At 64.7% G+C, this 18,737-nt stretch carries 15 protein-coding genes; 11 read left to right on the forward strand and 4 right to left on the reverse strand.

All coding sequences use genetic code 11. From position 1 onward, the window contains the following. Positions 1 to 34 precede the first annotated feature (34 nt). On the reverse strand, positions 35 to 955 hold the full coding sequence (locus C0481_RS03685; RefSeq protein WP_293400794.1) for a DUF3883 domain-containing protein: 921 nt from the start codon (positions 953 to 955) through the stop codon (positions 35 to 37). A 449-nt stretch (positions 956 to 1,404) separates the two neighbouring features. On the opposite strand from C0481_RS03685, the gene C0481_RS03690 reads away from it, so the two are divergent. After that, the gene (locus C0481_RS03690) at positions 1,405 to 1,629 is read left to right on the forward strand and encodes a type II toxin-antitoxin system RelE/ParE family toxin (RefSeq protein ID WP_293400796.1); all 225 of its coding nucleotides are present in this window, start codon (positions 1,405 to 1,407) and stop codon (positions 1,627 to 1,629) included. 3 nt (positions 1,630 to 1,632) lie between these two features. Continuing rightward, complete coding sequence (locus C0481_RS03695; protein ID WP_293400798.1) at positions 1,633 to 1,953, forward strand: XRE family transcriptional regulator; 321 nt, start codon at positions 1,633 to 1,635, stop codon at positions 1,951 to 1,953. 295 nt (positions 1,954 to 2,248) lie between these two features. Here C0481_RS03695 and C0481_RS03700 read toward each other — a convergent pair whose 3' ends face one another. The 3 genes from C0481_RS03700 to C0481_RS03710 form a co-directional block, all read right to left on the reverse strand. Further along, on the reverse strand, positions 2,249 to 3,250 hold the full coding sequence (locus C0481_RS03700; protein WP_293400800.1) for a TIGR02594 family protein: 1,002 nt from the start codon (positions 3,248 to 3,250) through the stop codon (positions 2,249 to 2,251). After that, positions 3,247 to 5,748, reverse strand: coding sequence for a P-loop NTPase fold protein (locus C0481_RS03705; RefSeq protein WP_293400802.1), 2,502 nt, complete (start codon positions 5,746 to 5,748; stop codon positions 3,247 to 3,249). Before C0481_RS03705 ends, C0481_RS03700 begins: the two co-directional genes overlap by 4 nt. A 253-nt stretch (positions 5,749 to 6,001) precedes the next feature. Next, the gene (locus C0481_RS03710) at positions 6,002 to 7,540 is read right to left on the reverse strand and encodes a hypothetical protein (protein WP_293400804.1); all 1,539 of its coding nucleotides are present in this window, start codon (positions 7,538 to 7,540) and stop codon (positions 6,002 to 6,004) included. 174 nt (positions 7,541 to 7,714) lie between these two features. Between C0481_RS03710 and C0481_RS03715 the strand changes: the two genes are divergently transcribed. From C0481_RS03715 to C0481_RS03755, 9 genes are all read left to right on the forward strand, one after another. After that, a complete protein-coding gene (locus C0481_RS03715; protein WP_293400806.1) occupies positions 7,715 to 9,568 on the forward strand; it encodes a hypothetical protein in 1,854 nt (617 codons plus the stop codon). Between the two features lie 111 nt (positions 9,569 to 9,679). Continuing rightward, positions 9,680 to 11,041, forward strand: coding sequence for a hypothetical protein (locus C0481_RS03720; RefSeq protein ID WP_293400808.1), 1,362 nt, complete (start codon positions 9,680 to 9,682; stop codon positions 11,039 to 11,041). Beyond that, on the forward strand, positions 11,038 to 11,958 hold the full coding sequence (locus tag C0481_RS03725) for an alpha/beta hydrolase (RefSeq protein ID WP_293400810.1): 921 nt from the start codon (positions 11,038 to 11,040) through the stop codon (positions 11,956 to 11,958). The genes C0481_RS03720 and C0481_RS03725 overlap by 4 nt, the downstream gene beginning before the upstream one ends. 174 nt (positions 11,959 to 12,132) lie before the next feature. After that, entirely contained in the window at positions 12,133 to 13,947 is a 1,815-nt protein-coding gene (locus C0481_RS03730; RefSeq protein WP_293400812.1) for a peptidoglycan-binding domain-containing protein, read from the forward strand. Positions 13,948 to 14,035: 88 nt separating this feature from the next. Continuing rightward, positions 14,036 to 14,875, forward strand: a complete 840-nt coding sequence (locus C0481_RS03735; protein WP_293400814.1) for a hypothetical protein — start codon at positions 14,036 to 14,038, stop codon at positions 14,873 to 14,875. 338 nt (positions 14,876 to 15,213) lie between these two features. Then, complete coding sequence (locus C0481_RS03740; RefSeq protein ID WP_293400816.1) at positions 15,214 to 15,831, forward strand: hypothetical protein; 618 nt, start codon at positions 15,214 to 15,216, stop codon at positions 15,829 to 15,831. Beyond that, positions 15,828 to 16,424, forward strand: coding sequence for an RES family NAD+ phosphorylase (locus C0481_RS03745; RefSeq protein ID WP_293400818.1), 597 nt, complete (start codon positions 15,828 to 15,830; stop codon positions 16,422 to 16,424). The genes C0481_RS03740 and C0481_RS03745 overlap by 4 nt, the downstream gene beginning before the upstream one ends. 43 nt (positions 16,425 to 16,467) lie before the next feature. Continuing rightward, positions 16,468 to 17,772, forward strand: a complete 1,305-nt coding sequence (locus C0481_RS03750) for a DNA methyltransferase (protein WP_293400820.1) — start codon at positions 16,468 to 16,470, stop codon at positions 17,770 to 17,772. 54 nt (positions 17,773 to 17,826) lie between these two features. Next, positions 17,827 to 18,723: a hypothetical protein gene (locus tag C0481_RS03755; RefSeq protein WP_293400822.1), complete on the forward strand. Its 897-nt coding sequence runs from the start codon at positions 17,827 to 17,829 to the stop codon at positions 18,721 to 18,723. Positions 18,724 to 18,737: the final 14 nt, after the last annotated feature.

An 18,737-nucleotide genomic window follows, 5' to 3' on the forward strand; every position in this document is an offset into this window, starting at 1 on the left:
GCTTGGTGCGTTGACCCGTGAATTCCGTCAATGCCTAAGGCTGTCCCTGGAAACGAACCGAGTAAACAGCCGGCGTGGCGGCCCACGCACTTGTCTCGATGTATGAGACTGGGTCCTGGATGATCTGCACTTTGGGGGAAGCCGTGAGACAGCCAGCGACGAGGTAGAGCCAATAGCCCTGGCGATGAGTTCTGGCTGAGCGAAGCTCGCCGGCAGTGACCTCAATCCCCGTGAAGCCGCCGCCTGTCGTGCCCTTAACCTCGACCCGCTGCAGCGTCCCGCCTTCGTCGCGAAAGTCGATGTCCCACCCCGGGGTCTCGCCCATCGCAGCGCGGTGGAAGTGGGCTGTGGAGCCAGGATGCTCGGCTTTTATGTGCCGAAGGGCCACTGCCTCCGCCCAATCGCCTATCACCTTGGCCTGCTTGGACCTACGGTAGGAGCTCCGAGCGCGGGTCGGTCCTGAGGTCGCTACAGGGACTACCAGATTGTCGCTCCTAGCGATGACAATGCTAGCGCTCTCAGGCGGGTTTGCAGTCGCAGTGAGCACCCGCCCGCCCGAAAGCTCCATAATCCGCTGATAGACGGCGGGCTCGAGCGTACGAACGCCGTCACGCCAGAGGTTGGCAGGAATATCCTCCAAATTCACCCCGTCGACCTTCGCGGGAACCGGCGTCTCAAAACGCTGATAGCCTTCGATCGCGCAGTACCAGGCCTTTCGTGAGCTCTCCTGGGTCTTGGGATCAAGCCAAATAGTCCCGACCCGCCCAAACCCGACGTACTCGGCGGGACCACGTTTGCCGCCGAGCCGATGTACCCCGCGATAGTAGACGAAGGGTTCGCCGGTCGTGATCTTGCCCTGATACTTTGAGGGGTAGTGGTAGTGCACGCCCTCAACGTCATCCCAGGCGTGCGCCGGATTAGTCACGACGTCGTTGTGCACCAAAACCAATGGCATGTTCGACTCCCCCAAGACGGAGACTACCTGCCATTGGCGGTGCCAAGCCACTCAGATCGCGACGAAGTTCTCTGGCGCGCGAGCGCATGTATGGGTGAAGCAACGAGGAATTGGACTTGTCGCAAGGGTTTGGAAGAAGGCGCTCAAGTCAGCTCGGTGCCTGAAGAAATCACCTCCTGGTCAGGGATGCGGCTCTCCGGCTGCGGCGACGTCGACATTACTCCCAAAGCCACGCGGGTTTCTGGAGAGATCGAGCGCCGACGGCCACTCCACAATATAGCTTTAAGGCTATTCCCACACATAGCTTAAAGGCTATACAGGGGCATGGCTTGGACGGTTATCAACCACGACGACCTCGAAGCGGAGCACGACGCTCTGCCTGAGGACGTGCAGGACGAACTCCGCTCACCGGCTTTCTGGAGCGGTTCGGTCCGCTGAAACGCCCTCAGGTGGATACGCTGAACGGCTCCGACCATGCGAGCATGAAGGAAATCCGCTTCAAAGCCGCCGACGGCGTCTGGCGTTTCGCCTTCGCGTTCGATCCCGACCTTCAGGCCGTCATCCTCTGCGGCGGCGACAAGTCGGGCATTTCGGAGAAGCGCTTCTACAAGACGCTGATCAAGACCGCCGATGGTCGTTTCAGCGATTGGCTGGACAGGAAGAAAAGGGAGTAGATCATGGCTCGTCGCACTGACGACATCCTTGCGGAGATGACGCCGGAACGCCGAGCCAAGATCGAGGCTCGGGCCGCTGCACTGGCCGAGCATGTCAACACGTTAGCTCAGGTCCGGAAGATCGCTGGAAAGACCCAAGCTCAGATCGCAGATCAGTTGGGTAAGAAGCAGCCTTCCATCCAAAAGATGGAGCGGCAGGCTGATTTCTACGTCTCCACACTGCGACGCTTCGTCGAGGCGGCGGGGGGATCTGTAGAGATCCGCATCAATCTCCCCGACAAGCCTCCGATCGTGCTCGACGAGTTCTCCGACCTCCACGCCTGATCACGCCGGGACGTTGGTACAGACCGCAGCTCAGCTGCATTGCTGGGCTGCTTAGCGCCACTTCCGGACATTTGCCCCGGGGCTGGAAGCGGACTCAGTTGAAGGTCCGCTTGCAGGAACCTCACAAGCGACCGAACCCCACCCTTACGGTCGCACCGGCGTAGACATCGTTGAGACCGTAAGGACAAAAGTCCTGAACGCTTCGGACAGAAATTCGCCGAGCTTGTCACCCGCAACCGTGAACCCGGGACAAAAACCCTCCTCACCGGGACATCAATTCTGACCCGTTACACGTCTAGAAGCGACCAGCCTCAGGAGCCGTCACGGGCTCCATCGGCCATCGGACAGCGATGAGCTTCGAGCTGGCCATCTTGCTGACCGTCACCTGGTTAAACAGGTTCCCAGCTAGAACCTCGACGGACCCATCGGGTAGGTCGCGAACGTAGAAGCCCACCATGCCGCCGCCGCTGTCGCCGCGCGTGAAGACGACAACCGCGCCGGGCTTCGCGGTCTCAAGGGGCGTGCCCCACCTGGACCAGGACACTGCTTGGGCGGAGTTTGTTCCGGCGTATCCCGACTGCTTCATCACCCAGTTCGCGAACTGGCTGTTCCAGGGAAACTCATCGCCAATCGCCCCTCCCCGCCCTTCGGGCGTCGAGGCGATGAACTCGATGATGCGAGGATTGGCGGCAGCCCCCGGGATTTCTTGCACGCCGCGTTCCGCGAGGGCGACCTTAAGCCAGGGTGCCTGTTCCGCGCCTCGCTCCAAGATCTCAAGGGATTCGGCCGATACGGAGGGGGCGGCCGGCGAACCGGCGTTGCCTGACGACACCGGCAGGTAGCCGCCTTCACCAGGCTGCCTGTTGTCCAGGTAGCGCTTCAGATCCCCGTTGGCGTCGCGGTACAGCCCCATCCTGAGGAGCATCTCGAGATTTTCCGCAGCTTTGTCCGGGTCGCCGACCTTGATCATTTCCAGGACGCGGGCGTACTCGGCCTTGTCACGTTCCTGCTCGCGAGCGGCGACGCCGTTCCAGTAGGCCACGGCCGCATTCCCGAAGGCGCCGATCGCTGCGGCGACGAGCGCGACCGTGAGAGGGTTCGACCACGAGGCCCAACGCGCCTGTCTTGTGCGCAGAGAGGCTTCGCTTTCGCGCAAGGCCATGTCGCGTTCGCGCAGCAGGTAGTCGCGTTCGTCCATGGACCGCCGTGCAATACGGTCGGACTCTTCGAGCGCCAAGCGCTCCCTTTCGAGATCCAGGCGCTCCCGCGCGGGCGTTTGATCGTCGGCCTCGCTCATGGACCAATAAGTTCGGGCGTGGCGGGAGCGCCGGTCGTTGACGGCAGATTGATGCCCGCCAGCGCGATGGTCGACTCAATTCGTACGAGCCGAGCCGCCGCCAGCGCCGCGCTGACCTCGATGCCTTGTCGCGCGCCTGCTACCAGCTCGCTCAGATCCAGATGTTGCACGATCAGCCAGCCATCCTGCTCCTTGCTGAGTTCCGCGGTGACCAGAACCGCCTCAAGCAGGCCGACATAGGTCGTCAATTCCTGGCAGATCGAGGCCGCACGATTTGCGTAGTCCTTTCCAGAGGCCCGCACTGCGCGCGCTTTATCGTTTAGGGCGTCGCAAGGCCCCTTGAGATCGGGAATCGAGGTCGCGCTCGAGAGTTGGGCAACGGCGTCGAGAAGGTCCGCAATCTCTGTTTCATCGGCGGTCATGCGCAGCGCGACGGAGCTCGCGCGCACCTTGCTGTCGAGCTCCAGCCGAGCCAACTGGCTTGCGGCGGCGGCGACGTTGAGACCCGCGGGCTCGGCGTCGGCCAGCTCAAGCACCAGGCGCGCATAGCGGATCAGGTCGCGCGGCAAGCCCCCTGAGAGCATGTGACAGAGTTGAACGAAAGGTTCCGGGAAGCGGACGATGCGCCGCGCAAGAAGCTCGCGTGATGCGGCGAGCTCGCCGTAGGTCACAAGGCAGACGTCGTCGAACGCGCTGTCGAAGGCGTCACGAAATCCGAGCCCGCGGCGCTCGAAGGCGCTCAGCGCGTGTTCGGACACCGAAATCAGATAGAAGCAGCGGGGAATCCCAAACACCGACTTGACGCCGTTGAGGAACTTCTCGGCCTCCTGCGCCGACCGCAGCTTGTCGAGCTCGTCGATGCCGATGATCACGCTGCCGTATTCGTTGGCCAGGAGCTCGACGAACCGGCGGAAGCGCTCGACCAGTTCCGGCAGGCTTTCGGCCTGCTGGGAAATCGACATGCCGCCTGTGATGGCCGCTTCGAGGCCGACAGGCGCCTTGAGTCCGCCCGACCAGCCCGAGGTGTAGCTGCGCTGAAATTGGATGTTGCGTAATTCGACGAGCGACCGCTCGACGATGTGACTCGCGCCTTCGCTGGTCGCCATGGCGCGCCGTGGTAAGCGGCGGGACAGACGTAGCGGAATGGCGATGGCGGCGCCGAACGTAAGGCAGGTCAGTCCGAGGAATATGAACGGTCCTGGGACGAAACCCAGAACTTCGGACAAGGCTCGCGATTGAGCTGGCGATCTTGCCGCAGCCCCGGGCGCTGGGTTCGGCTGGGGCTGGGCGGGCGGACTCGTCTTCGGCCGGGCTACGGCGGGCGCTGCACTTTGAGCGAGGGCCGGCGCGACTGGCGTTGTCGCCTGGTCCAGCGCTGCGACATTGAGCTGAACCACGAACGCCGCGAGCCCAAATCCCAAGACCGTGAAGATGGCGCCTACCGCCAGCAGTAGATCGCCGAGGCCCCGCGCATACCCCTTAAGCGTGGTTTTCTGCCACGATTGAAACTCCGCCAGGACATCCTGATCAAGGGTTCCTCTCTGTCCCCATCCCTCCACTTTCAGCACCTCGCGGCACAGGCTGGAGAACAAGTGAAGGAGGAAGTCGCGGCCCTCGTATTCCACCGGCGCGGCCGTCCGGATGGCGAGCCGCCGCCCTGGTCCATGCTCGGCGTCCGATGTGCAGATCGACGCCAAAAGGGTGCTCTTGCCGACCCCACGGGGTCCGCTGATGCCCAGGCTGGCGCCCGGAAGCTCATGAATTCTACGCAGGATTTGCGCCCGGGCCGCCGTCGGGACTTCATGCCCTGGTCCCGGAACTTCCGACAGACCGGTGCTTCTCGTCACCAGCCGTGAGCCGATGTTCTTCTCCCCGCGTGGGTCGACGACGATAGATGCGTTGTAACCATGCCTCTGCAGGTCATTCAGGAACAGGCTGATGTGTTCGCGCATCACCCTGCCGGCGGCCTCCGCCTCGGCCGCGCGCGTCTGTTTTTCGTCCTCCTCGAGTTCGTGCAATCCCAGACTGCCACGGAGTTTGCGGCGCAGCCGTGGCAGGCGAAACGCGAGGCTGTATAGGATCCAGACCAAGGCGATGCTCGTCGCGGCCAGAACGCTCCAGAGAATGCGGACGGCCCAGCCGCCGGTCCAAGGTCGCGGCCACGTTCTCGCCATCTGCTCGAGAATCGGCCAGTCGCGCCATGTGGCAAGGCCGAGGAGAGCCCCAAAGACCAGGAAGATCAGAATGACGAACCCGAGAAGAGCGAGCACGCCGCCGTCGTCGCTCCGCGCCTGAAGTTCGCCGAGCCGCAAGTCGAGAGCTCGCCGGGCTTCGGCGTGGCGCGTCCGCACGGCGGCCAACTCATCCGCGATATCCTTGGCCCGTTGGGCCATCGCTCGCCGCAGGTCGTGATGGCCGAGACTCAGTCCCTGAGCCGCTAAGGCGTCCTCAAGCGCAGTGTCGCCGGACAGTCTGTCCAGGATCGCATCGGTAGACATGCCGCCGTTCCCCCATGCTGGTTATGCTGGCTGCGCGACGCGCCCCGCTACCCAGAATTCTCGCCTCGAACCTAGCGCGCGATCAGCAGCGGTCTCAAAATCTCTAGCAAGTCGCGCCGAGGGGCCAGCCGGCCTCGAGAACGTACGGTGGTCGTCGGCGTTGGAGACACGGCCCCCAGTGTTCCCATCGCGGGCAAATGGAGACCGCTCTTGGACCGCTCGAGAAGCAGGCCCCGCGATCGGCGCGGTTGGCTCAAAGCAACCATTCTCCGAGTTTGCGAGCGGTCGGCTCTGCGCCGAAATAGATCGTGTGATAGACGTCTTCTCCATCGCCGAAGGCGAAGGTCCGCGTAGTGTCGAGCCGGGCCTGGCGCGAGCCCAGGAAGGTCATCGAGCTGGTGTCGACCACCAGATCGTTCGCCCCCCCGAAAAGCTGATTGGTCACGCGGTCCTTGACCATCTGGGCCAGTTCCTTCGTCACGCCCATCTCTGCGTCGAACTGGGCGACGAAGTTGGATGTGACCGCGTGGTAGAGCGGCGATGGTCCTGTCTCCTTCGCCGCATTCAGTCGCGTGACAAGCGGGCTTGAAGGCCGCATCGCCGCAAGGCCCGGCACGTGGTTCATGGTGATCGCGACGGTCGAGAAGTACTGCACGAACTGGCCGATGGTCTTGAGGGTGTAGCTGATCGCCGGCGTCAGTTCGGGCCGCCCCGCCAGCAAACTCACGGCGCGTCCCGCCGCGATGGCCGCGTTGGTGTAGAGGTCGATCAGGGTACGCCAGTGCTCGGGTTCTGCCAGGTTGGTACCGCGATTGGTGCAGCCCACGAACACCGCCTTGCCCAGCTTGAGGTCAGGCCGTTCAGCCGGAACTAGCGTCTCCAGCCACTCGCGCAACACCAAGCCGCCGCGGCTGTAGCCGATGGCGTCGACCTCGGCGCCCTTCGGCAGGACGCCATGCAGAGCGGCCGACATGGCCTGCGCATTGGCCTCGGGAGACTCGGCCAGGGTGCGGTGATCGAAGCCGAGGACAGCGTCGTAGCGGCCGTAAAGGTCTTGCAGGAAATCCCTGCCAGCCTGCGAGGCCGTCAGTTGCCCAAAGCTGCCTTCAGTGGTCGAGAAGGTCCCGTGCACCAGCAACAGCACCCGCTTGGCGGCCAAGCCGGACACCGCGCCCAGCCGAGGCGCCTGCCCGCCGACGCGCCACTTGGTCGGATCCTGGCCCTCGACGCTCAGCAGTCCAGGCGCCAGATCACCTTCGACCTTCTCGATCACCCAGTCTTCGATCTTGGCTACGGTGAACTTCAGCACCCGCGCTTTCAGCCCGCCCTTGGCGCGCTTGGTCAGCCAGTTGAGCAGCGGGTTCGCCCGCAGGACGTCCCAGGAAATCGCCGGTCCGACCGGAGCCTCGCCAAGGACAAAGACCAGCTCGGCGCCTTCCACCTCGGCGATGCCTAGACTGCTGCTCGAGAGGCGACGCTGCGGCATCGCCCAGGCGAACACCCCGTCATCGCCTTCAACCAGGATGACGGCGCTCTCCGTCGGCCCGACCGGCACCCGCACCACGGTTGGCGCGCCGACCTCTCCGTCAGCCGCGAGCGGCCCGCGCTCGGCCTGCCCCACCAGGCTGAAGGTCGCCGCGCCCTTGAATCCGGCGTCGCTCAGGGCATTGGGCAGGACGCCCTCATCGCCAGCGGCGCCGAATCCCAGTTCAGCGGAAGCGGCGACACGGGCCACGCGTACGCCTGGCGGAGCATCAATCTGTACGCCCGCGCCCACAACCACAGTCGCCATGTCCGCTCCCCCAGGCCGAGCCGCCTCATCAACCCAACGCTGTAGGGTTGATAAACTAAATCATTGCGAAAGTCTCGCGTTCGTTGAACTCTGGTACGCATGGCGAACTTGGGGGAGTTCAGCATGTCGATGCGAGCTCAAGGCGGAATTCAGCGGAGCTATCCGACGCCCGCGATGCGACGCTTTCGCGTCTACGCCTTCGATCCCCTGGCGTCGATGGCGACCGAGTCGGCCAGCTTCAACCACGCGGTGATCGCGCTTCCCTGGGAGGAGCCCTGGGAGGAGCCGCTTAGTCCAGGCCCGAGCGGCGAATATCTTGAAGTCGTCGACTTCGACCCGGCGAGCGGCCGCTTCTACGCCCCGCTCGATCCTCTCGATCCGGTTCTGCTCGCCCAGGACGGCCTGCCCCCCTCGGAAGGCCGCCCGCAGTTCCATCAACAGATGGTCTACGCCGTGGCGATGCGGACGATCCGCAACTTCGAGCGGGCCATGGGCCGCAAGGTGCTCTGGTCGCCCAACTGGGACCAGACCCGCCTTGGCCGCCCAGTCCCGATCTATGTTCAGAAACTGCGGCTCTACCCTCACGCTTTCCGGCACAACAACGCCTATTACAGTCCCCAGAAGAAGGCGGTGCTGTTCGGCTATTTCCAGGCCAAGTCCAAGGAGGGCTCGCGCAGCCTGCCCGGCGCCTGGGTGTTCGCCGCCCTCTCGCACGACATCATCGCCCATGAGATCACCCACGCGATCCTGGACGGCACGCATACCCGCTTCATCGAGCGCTCCAGCCCGGACGCCCCGGCCTTCCATGAGGCCTTTGCCGACGTGGTCGCGCTGCTGCAGCATTTCACGATGCGTGAGGTCGTGGCCGCGCACCTGGCGCGCAGCCGCGGAGTGCTGCGCCTGCGCAGCCTGCTGACGGGTCTGGCCCGCCAGTTCAACGACGCCCGCGGACGCGCCGGGGCGATGCGGGAGGGGGTCGACGGGACCGACGAGAGCGCTTCGCCGGTCGTGGGCGCCTATGCCGGCGAGCGCGAAGCGCATGCACGCGGCGCACACCTGGTCGCCGCGGTTTTCGACGGATTTCTGACCATCTTCGAGCAGCGCTCGGCCGACTTGCTGCGCCTTGCGGGCGGCTCCCCGGGGACGGAACTGCATCCTGACCTGATCGCGCGCCTCGCCAAGGAGGCGACAAAGGTCGCCGACCAGATGCTGCGGATCTGCGTGCGCGCGCTGGACTACATGCCTCCGGTGGACCCAAGGTTCGGAGAGTTCCTCCGGGCCATGATCACCGCGGACGCCGATCTCGTGCCGGACGATCCGATGCACTACCGGGTCGCCATCGCCGCGGCCTTCAGGCGCCGGGGCATTCTCCCCGACGGGACCGCCTCCATGGCACCCGACAGCCTGAAATGGGAAAGCCCCGAAGACATAGACGCGCGTGAAGGCCGGTGTCGGTTCGACGAAAGCGTCGAGCTCGACATCCAGCCGAAGTTCGAGCGCTACGAAATCTGGCGCCAGGCGCAGGTCAATCGCATGCGAGTCCAAGCCTGGCTTGATGTCCCCTCTCCCCTGGACCCCATGTGGGAGCGGCGCATGGGGGTGGCGCTCACCGGCGCGACCTGGGCGCGGAACCTGCAGACCATACCGCTCGGCCCCGATCGCCTCCCCAAGCTCGACGTTCATTCGGTGCGGCTGGCCAGGCGCGCCGGTCCGGATGGGCAGGACCTCCGACAAATCATCATCGAGGTGACGCAGGACCGTCGCGCCTTCTTCGATCCCGCCGAGCAGGAGGCCGCCGATCGCGGCGCCCAGGGCGCGCGCGCCGACCAGGACTTCTGGTTCCGAGGCGGCTGTACGATGGTCGTGGACCCGCGCGACTGGTCCATTCGCTATGTCGTGCGAAAGCGCATCGACGACAATCGACGCCTCGCCCAGCAACGCGACTACATGCTCGATCGCGACGTCCCGCCGGCCTCGCGCGTCGGGCTCGAAAGCGACGAGCCGTTCGCCTTCCTGCACGAGGTTTGACCCATGGCCTCCACGACTGAAGGGCTGCCTCGCCTGCGCGTCTACCGCGGACTGGGCGGCGAGTGCTTCCTGCTCACCCTGCCAGGATCGCAGGACCAGCGGCCCCGTCAGGTGCTGATCGGCTTTGGCTGCGCGCCAGATCGCGCGCCAGCGGCCCGGGAAGCGGCCAAGAACATCATGGAGGAAACCGGCGGCGAACTCGACCTCCTCATCCTTGCGAGCCGCGCCGACCGGCAGGCCGGAGGTTTCGCCGCAGCCAGCCGCCAGCTCAAGGGCCTGAAGGTCCGGGAGATCTGGACGGGCTGGCCGTTGTCGCCTTTCGACCGCGATCCCGAGGTCGAGACGCTGTCCCGCCAATGGAAGACCGCGGCGAAAGCCCGCGACCGGCGCGAACGCGAGGACCCCTTGGCGATTAGGGCCGACGACCTCGGGACCTCCGATCCCTGGGGACCGTTCGATGCGAGCAGCGATCCAAGTCTAGCCATGATCTTCAACGACGTAGGTCCGGCCCGCACCCGCTGGCTGCAGCCGGGCGAGACGGTCCGCATGAGCGCCGGCTTTCAGGCCGAGGTGCTCGCGCCGCCCCGCGCCTCCCAGCGGCTTTTCCGCGCCAAGCCGCGAGCCGATGAGAGGCTGGAGGCCGACGGCGGCTGGACGCCGCTGGATCTGGCCGAGAACCTGGTCGCAGCAGCCGGCGGCGGCGAAGCCATTCCAGGCAGCGGCGGTGGAGCGCTGTTTCCCAGAAGCGCGACCGACAGTCCGAGCGGCGATCCCGTCATTCCAGGCAGCGGCGGGGGCGCCGTGATCCTCGCCCCGCCCGCCAGCCGGCCTGCGCCGGCCGCGCCCGCCCCGGCCGATCTGCTCACCGAACCCTTTTCTCCCGCCTATCATGGCCTCGACCAGGCGACGGTCGCGGCGGCGACCGCGCGGTTATCCCCTCTGCCCAAGGGGGTCGATCCTGCAGCTGCGTGGCTGAACGAGCGCTACCTGCAGACCGACACTTGGCGGAAGATCGACTACGAGTGGCTGCAAGTCGGATCAACGATCGGCCTGCAGATGGACGCGGCCAGCGACAACGCTTCGCTGGTGGTCGCCCTTGAGCTCTCCCGGCTGATCGGATCCCAAAGCGCCTGCCGTCTCCTATTCACTGCCGACGCGAGGGCCGGTAGCTGGCTGTCGTGGGCCGACCAGACCTATGCCATGGGCGACCTCGCCCAACTGCTGCCGTCCGTCCAGTTGGTGACCTTGGGCGCTCTGCACAACGACGACGCTGAAATTGTCCTCAGCCGTCTGAGGATGGCGCAACTGCAGGGCCTGGTGGTGGTTGCCACGGCGCAGCTCCCCCCCCGGCTCGCGCAAGGCCTGGCAGTCGGCGGCGCCCTGGTGATCGAGGCCGCGCGGGCCAAGGGCGCCGACGCCCCCTGGGTGGATGTCGCGCTCCACCCTGACGACGTGGAGGTCCAGGCCCCATGAGCGCCTTAGAGGACGCCGCCGCCTTCTGGTACGAGGGCAAGAACGGCGCGCGGCTGCGGGCCGCAATCTACTGGCCGGCAGGTCGCGCGCGGGGCGGCGTCGTGCTCAGTCCCGGACGGACGGAGTTCATCGAGAAGTACCGGCCGGTCGTCGATGAGCTCCTCTCGCGCGGATTCGCCGTGGTGACCCACGACTGGCGCGGGCAAGGCCTCTCGGACCGCATGCTGCCGGCTGAGCCGCTCAAGGGCCACGCAACGACTTCTGAGCTTTTCCTGCAGGACTACGCACTGCTGCTGGCGCAGGCCGAGCGGCGCGGCCTGCCGCGACCATGGATCGGCATGGGCCATTCGATGGGCGGCGCCCTGACCTTGCTCGCTCACCTCGACCGCCTTGGCGACTTCGCCGCCGTCGTACTCTCCGCGCCCATGCTCGGCGTGAAACTGTCCATGCCCGCCTGGTTCGCAGGGGCGATGGCCGACACGCGGTGCCTGCTCGGCCAGGCTGAGGCCTATGCCCGCGGCGCTTCCGATCCCTGGGCCGAAACCTTTGCGGACAATGAGGTCACCCACGACGAAGTCTGCTGGCGGCGTACGCACGACATGCTGATGGCGCATCGCGAACTGGCCCTAGGCTCGCCCACCTGGGGATGGGTCCGCTTTGCCCTCAAATCATCTGCGGAGATCCGCCGCCGCGCCCATGAGCTGAAAGGCCGCCCGGCGGAATTGCGCATTGTCGCCGCCGGGGACGACCGGCTCGCCGACACCGAAGCGGCCCGCCAGGTCGCGAGGGCCGCCGACACGCTCGATCAGTTCACGATCGTGGAGCACGCATTTCACGAGGTGCTGATGGAAACGTCCACGCGTCGCGGCGTCTTCTGGCGTGAATTCGAGGTGTTGGCTGCGCGCTTGACGACCTAGCTCCCATTGGCGACTCGGCAGCGCCGAAGCGATAAGTTAGCGTATCGCGAGTGCTTCCGCCCCACGCCCCCATCAGTTGAACCCCCACGCGAACCGTGACACACTAAGAACGCCGATCTTTCAACCGCGCGTCTGTGTCGTCCTCGCCCTGGCTGCCGACTGGAGGGGTAGGTTGTGGCCGAAATTACGATCACTCACGAACTGCTGCGGCTGCTCGCCGAGCGCACATGCTTCACTGTTCCTGAACGAGGTCTGGTCTTCTTTGGCTTTCGAGGCCTGCTCCCTCTCGACGTGACGGGCACGGATTTCTCGAGCGGCCATCGAGCGCGTCTCGTCACACCCGACAACCAGCATATGCGCTGCACACTCGGCCAATGGCGGCCGGAGAACGGAGTGCTGGCGCTCTTTCCCGGATCCACGGTTCCGAACCTGAAGGCGATTCAATCCGCGCGGGCGTCCGGCGGTATCGGCGCGAACATGCTTATGCTGGGTCGCTACGGTTACGATCGGGGCGTTCACAAGGCCGGCAAGCCAACCGGCCACCGCGCCTTCCGCCAGGGCATGTTCTTCCCGGTGTGGCGCAACGCGGATGATCTGGACTTCGATCTCGCGGATCGCTTGGATATTAGCGGGCGGGTTCCCGACCAGTACCCCTGGGACAATCTCCACTGCGCCTACCACGACAACGTCGACACTCCCGCCTTCTCAAGCAATGGCTGTCAGGTCGTCGCTGGCAGACCGACCATGCCGGCCAACGGCAACCTTCCTGAATCTGGTCCGTGGGCCCGGTTCGTAGCCAACGCCTATGGTGTAGACGCAAGCGGACAGGCCCACTTTCCGTATCTGCTGTTTTCAGGAACAGAGGCGGGCCTAGTCTCTGCAAAACCTCAAAGTTCCCTCACGCGTTCATTGCGGTTCGGATCGCAGGGCGAGTGGGTGACCGCTGTTCAAAATGCTCTTCGTACGAACGGCTTCCCATTCCTGGAGGCGGACGGCGACTTTGGTCGAGACACCCTCGAATCTGTAATGGGCTTCCAGGCGGAGACATTTGGTGCGAGCCAAGCCGACGGTGTCGTCGGCCCTAACACCGCTGGAGCGCTTCAGATTCCTTGGCCGCCCATCGCGACGACTTTAGCTGCAGCGACCCCTACCGTCAGGAGCGGCGCGACGGTCGCTGGCGTCCCCGGCGAATGGCTCACCTCGGCGGTCGAGATTACGCCTGGTTTTGAGGTCAGAGGCGATCCCTACCTCGGCGTTTCGGATGACTTCGACGAGATGGGGATTTCCTGCGGGGCGCTCCAATGGAACATCGGCAGCAATTCCTTGCAGCCGATGGTTCGAGCGACGGGCAAAGATGTGGTCATGTCGGCCATGCCAACGCTTGGCGCTGACCTTTGGCGCGCATGCGAGAAGGAAACAGGCGTCCGCGCCGCCTTGGCCATTGTTCGTGGCTGGCAACCGAACAAAAAACTGCCGACGACCGCCCTGACAGAACTGGCCAGGCTGATGGGGACGACAGAGATGAGGGCTCAGCAACAGCTGCGCATCAGCGCTGTCGGTGAACGTGCTCTGACCGCAGCGACCAAATGGGCGGCGAACTGCGGGCGCAACACACCTAGCAAGCGTGAATTTCTGTGGTTCTTCGACCTGACGACGCAGAATGGCGGTCTGGAAGGACTTAGCCCCCGCGACATCAATGCCTTCATAGCGCAGAACAGCTCCACCGGAGCCGCGGACGCAGTTTGTGAGTTCCTGGCCGGCCTCTCAGGGCCATCTGGCCACATCAAGGATGCTCACAAGAACGCAGAGCTGTGGCGCACAACGCCAAACGGGCTCCCCTTGGAGCTCCTCGTGCTTTCCTATCTGCGGTCAGCCTCTGCCGTTCCAAAGTGGCGGCACGTTGTGCTGAATCGGAAGGGGGCGATCGCGACTGGCGGGGGCTGGGTGAACTCAGAGAGATATGACTTCTCCACGGCCCTAAATACTTAGGCGTTCGGCCAGCACGAAGAACAAGCCGCCTCCCGCCACGACATCATACGCGTAAACCCAGATATTCGTCCTGAATCCAACTTAAGTCGTGAAGGGTAACCGCAAATTGCTAGTACTCTTCATCGCATTGCTCGTCACGATCGCTTCGATCGCACAACTTGCCGAGTTCTGGATCGGCAAGAGCGGTGACGACGCCATCCGAATGCGGCTGGTCGATCTCTACGTCTCACTCGACGAGAATTGGCGAGCATCCTACCAGGTTCCAGCCCGCGCAACGCAGGAATTCCTGGCAGTTCGGCTTGGCCTGAGTCCCATGACAAAGATTCTGCGCATTGCAGCGATCAGCATCCTGGCCACCTTCCCCTTCCAGTTAGCGGTCATGGTGAACTACGTCACCAGTGAGGATTCGATCTGGAGCGTGCTTTCGGTCGCCCTAGATCTACTCCCCTACTCGCTGATGAACGTACCCGGCGACATCCTCTCTTGGACTGCGGCGATCTTCTTCATGCGCATAGTCCAGCGATCGGGGCCCTTCATCGCCTCGCTCACCATTCTCGCTTCAGTGGCCGTCGCAATCGGATGCGCGGTCCTAGGCCTCGCTATCGGGCTTGCCTTGGTAGAAATCTCGGACAGGATTGGGTGGCCCTTCTGGATCGCGACCGAAGAATTGCGGCTATTCGACATAGCGCCGGAGCTAACATTCGGCTACCTCGCGACCTCGATAATCCTACCTCTACTTCCGCTAGCGATGTACTCGGCCGCATTGATCTTCAGTCTTCTCGTCCTGCTAGCCCGGCGCCCGGTGCGTGGGCCCCTCCTCTGGCTATTGCCCCGCCTCGAAGGATCAACTCGGCCTGTCCTGACAGTCGTTGCGGTGGCGTTTGCAGCCCTGGCGGGCGCGCTGGCGGCTTGGACCCGGGTCTTTTGAATGTTGCGCAGGGTGAAAATTGCGGCCCGGTCACGGGCCAGACCTGGCTGCCCGGAGATCGAACCGGGGGTCAGAGGGGCGGCGTCCAGTCTACGCGACGGGTCGAGGCGTCGAACAGGGGCGGTTACTGAAGCATCAGTCTAACAGATGAGTTGAAGCGGAGGAAATGAGCGTCGGCTGCCAGCGCTCAGAGGCCATCCGCATGACACTGGCGCTCAACATTCAGCACAACGAGGGCCCTTCGAGAGTCTGCGCGTGGCTACCGTCGGTGAACAAATTTGCAGCGAAACAGTTGCCTATTTAGCCCACTTTGCCCATATTGCCTCGAAGGACGAGCTATGAGCACATTGAAACCATCCCTTACGCGGGCCGCACTGACCAAGGCGATTGAAAGCAAGGTCGAGCGCATGCCGCTGCAGGACCTTGTCGAGTTGGCCGCGACGCTGAAGGTCACCGTGCCTGCGGCCGTCAATACGATCCGTCGACGCGAGGCGAAGGCGGTTGCTCCGCCAGCCGCGCCAGGGGGGCGTGTGCTGCAGGGTGCTGGCGTTGGCCCGGTTGTTTCTGCCGCAAAGGGAAGTCGACTTCTGGACGCCATCACCGTCGATGACGAAGCGACCGATTGGGCCCAGAGCGAGCTCGTCGGTGCCGGTGCGCTGGTCGAGCGGCTTAGCATCGCACGGGGCACCCTCGACAATTGGCGTAAGGCTGGCAGGGTTCTGGCGCTGCGCAAGGGATTGCGGAACTTCGTCTACCCGTTGCGGCAGTTCGATCGCCGCTGGCCCGTGGACGGCCTCGACAAGGTCGCCGAGCACTTCGCCTCCGCCGAGGAGGCGTGGGAGTGGCTGGTTACCCCGAACCGGATGACAGACGGCAAGGCACCGATCGACGCACTTCACGCCGGGGAAGTTCAGGACGTCGTCAGGGCAGCGGCCGGAGCCTTTGACTACGCGTGAAGCTCGCCACGTCCAAACTCCGAGAACGGGTGATCTCCGCCGAGCTTGCCGACTGGCCGCGCATCCTCCCCACCAAGCATCGGGCGACACCGGCCGGGGCGGGGTTTGGATCGAGCCGCTATTCCAGCCCAACCGACGCTTTCCGGGTGCTCTACGCGGCCGTCGACTTCCCGACCGCATTCGCCGAAGCGGTCGTGCGCGACCGGTTCGAGGGCAAAACGCGCCGTTTCCTTTACCGGCCGCACCTGGAGCAGGTCTGCCTGACGACAGTCAGCTCCAGCCGCGAGCTCGTGTTGCTCGATCTGCGAGGTGCCGGTGCCTACGAGCTCGGCATCGATACCGACGCCAGCCGGGCCCGCGACCATACGGTAGGCCAGACCTTCTCGCAGGCGGTGCATGATGAGCTGCCCGACGTCGACGCCATACTGTTCGACTCTCGCCTGACCAACGGCGCATGCGTCGCCATCTTCGACCGCGCCTTCTCCGCGCTGTCGGCGACCGTACCGATTGCCCTGATGCAGGCCGCCCTATTGCCGGTGGAGATCACCCGGCTGAACATCATCCTGCGGCGCGAGCGGGGCTATGCGCCATGAGGAGACTGGCGCATGATCCGCGCCCTGATCCTGGTGCGTGCTGATGGCCAAGCGACTTCGCATCGTTTCGCCAAAGCGGAACAAACGTCTGCAAACCGGATGGGAAGGCTTCTTCCCCTACTACGCTGGCTACCCTGAGCTCTTCGCCCGCGAGCTGCTCAAGAGTGCCAAGCTGCCGCACGGCTCCGTCGTGCTGGACCCGTGGAACGGCAGCGGGACCACGACCTACACCGCCACGTCGCTGGGCCTGAACTCAATCGGGATCGATCTGAACCCGGTGATGATCATCGTGGCGCGGGCACGCCTGCTCCCGCCCAGTGAAGCTGATCACCTGCGCCCCCTGGCCGCGACGATTCTTTCGCATGCTCATTCGTCGCCGCCGACTCTGCAGCCGAACGATGCGCTCTTAAGCTGGTTCGATCCGGCGACCGCGGCCTTCGTCCGCGGCATCGAGCAGAACATCCGGCGCAGCCTGGTCGGCAGCATGACCAAGTCGCCAGACGGGGTGCACCTCGATCGGATCTCGGGCACTGCGGCGACGCTGTATGTGGCCTTGTTCGCCGCCTGCCGGCGGCTGGTCGCGCCCTTCCGGTCGTCAAACCCCACGTGGTTGCGGGCGCCCAAGGCCGACGACACCCGGATCGCCGCGGCGAAGGCGGCTCTCGCGCGGGACTTCGGCAACAACGTGCGCGGCATGACCGCGGCATTGGTGGCCAAGCGCGACGCCGACCAGAGCGTGAAGAAGCTGCCTCATCCGGGGGATTGCAAGGTCAGTCTGTCGGACACCGTCGCGATGGAGATCGCTGCCGACAGCGTCGACTTCGTGCTGACCTCACCGCCTTATTGCACACGGATCGACTACACAGCCGCGACTCGCATCGAGCTGGCCGTGCTGGCGCCCCTGTTGAAGACTGCAGAACGTGCGCTGGGCCGGCAGATGATCGGCTCAACCCAGGTGCCCACCCGGGACATTGCTGTCGACGAGGCCTGGGGCGAAACCTGCGTCCGCTTTCTCGCGGCGCTCAAGGCCCACCCATCCAAAGCGTCGGGAGGCTACTACTACCGCACCCACCTCGACTACTTCGACAAGATGCACCGCTCGATGCAGCGGCTGGCCCTCAGCCTAAAGCCCGGCGGCCGCGCCGTGTTGGTGGTGCAGGATTCATACTACAAGGATATCCACAACGACCTGCCAAAGATCATCACCGAGATTGGCGCAGGCCAGGGGCTGACCTTGGCCCAGAGTAAATCCTTCCATCTGCGCTCAATGTCCGACGTCAATCCGGGGCGCAAGACATATGTGCGGCCGTCGGGTGCCACTGAATCGGTGCTCTGTCTCACCAAATAATCTGGGACGGCCACACCCCACGAGCGCGTGGTTTCCACTGACTCCCAAGCATGGATGACCATGTGGAAGCGTGGGATTGCATGGAAGAGCGTGGAACGCTATATGGGAGTCATGTCTCGCACCGGTCCCATCGCTGATCAGCTAGCGCGCAACGTTCAGCGCCAGCAGGACGCCTTTGCGGCGATGGCGAAGGCTCTGGCCGCGAGCGATGCCGCTGGTCGCGAACGCGCACAGGCGAAGATCGTAGAGCTGACGGCAGAATATCAGCGGCTTACCGAATCCCTTCGCTTCAGCGAGCTGGAGGCCCGCGAGATCGCCACGCCCCGGGCGCGCAAGCCCGGAAAGCCGCTGCGGGAGCTGGCGCTCGACGCCCTGGATGACCTGGGCGTGCCCGCGGCGCCGGCGCTCATCGCCGACCTGACGGCGGCTCTCACCGGGGACCGGCCGTCGCCGTCGCGGTTTGCGAGCCTACGACGTGACGAGGAAAACGCGGCACGACGGAACATTGCAGCGCGTCCGGCCTGGGTTGTACCGGCGATCAATGCCCAGCAGCTGACCGCCATTCCACGGTTGCTCACCAATTCGTCCTGGGAAATGGAGCGCCGCATCGTCGGTGCCCGCAGCATTCGGACCGACAATCTACGGATCGCGATCAGCCTGTCCGCCCGCCTGGCGCACCTGCGCGAGGCGGGCGCGCACGAAGCCAAGCAGGTCGAGCGCCTTCTTTTTCCCTTCGCGCGCTCGGTGCCCGGCGCCGTGCAGCACGGCCAAGAAATCGACACCCAGCGCACAATTGACGCCGCCCGCGTTGAACTGGCGCCGATCGAGGCCGCAGACTTGGAGGAACGGCGCGAAGCCGCAGCCAAGCTGGCAGGCGCTGGGCCGCAGGTGCGCCTCTGGGGCCGACCGGTGCTGATCGACACCGCCGCGGCGGAGAGGGCCGTTCGGTGACGCCTGAGAACGCG

The sequence above is a fragment of the Phenylobacterium sp. genome (genome assembly GCF_013822795.1).
Lineage (GTDB): Bacteria > Pseudomonadota > Alphaproteobacteria > Caulobacterales > Caulobacteraceae > Phenylobacterium.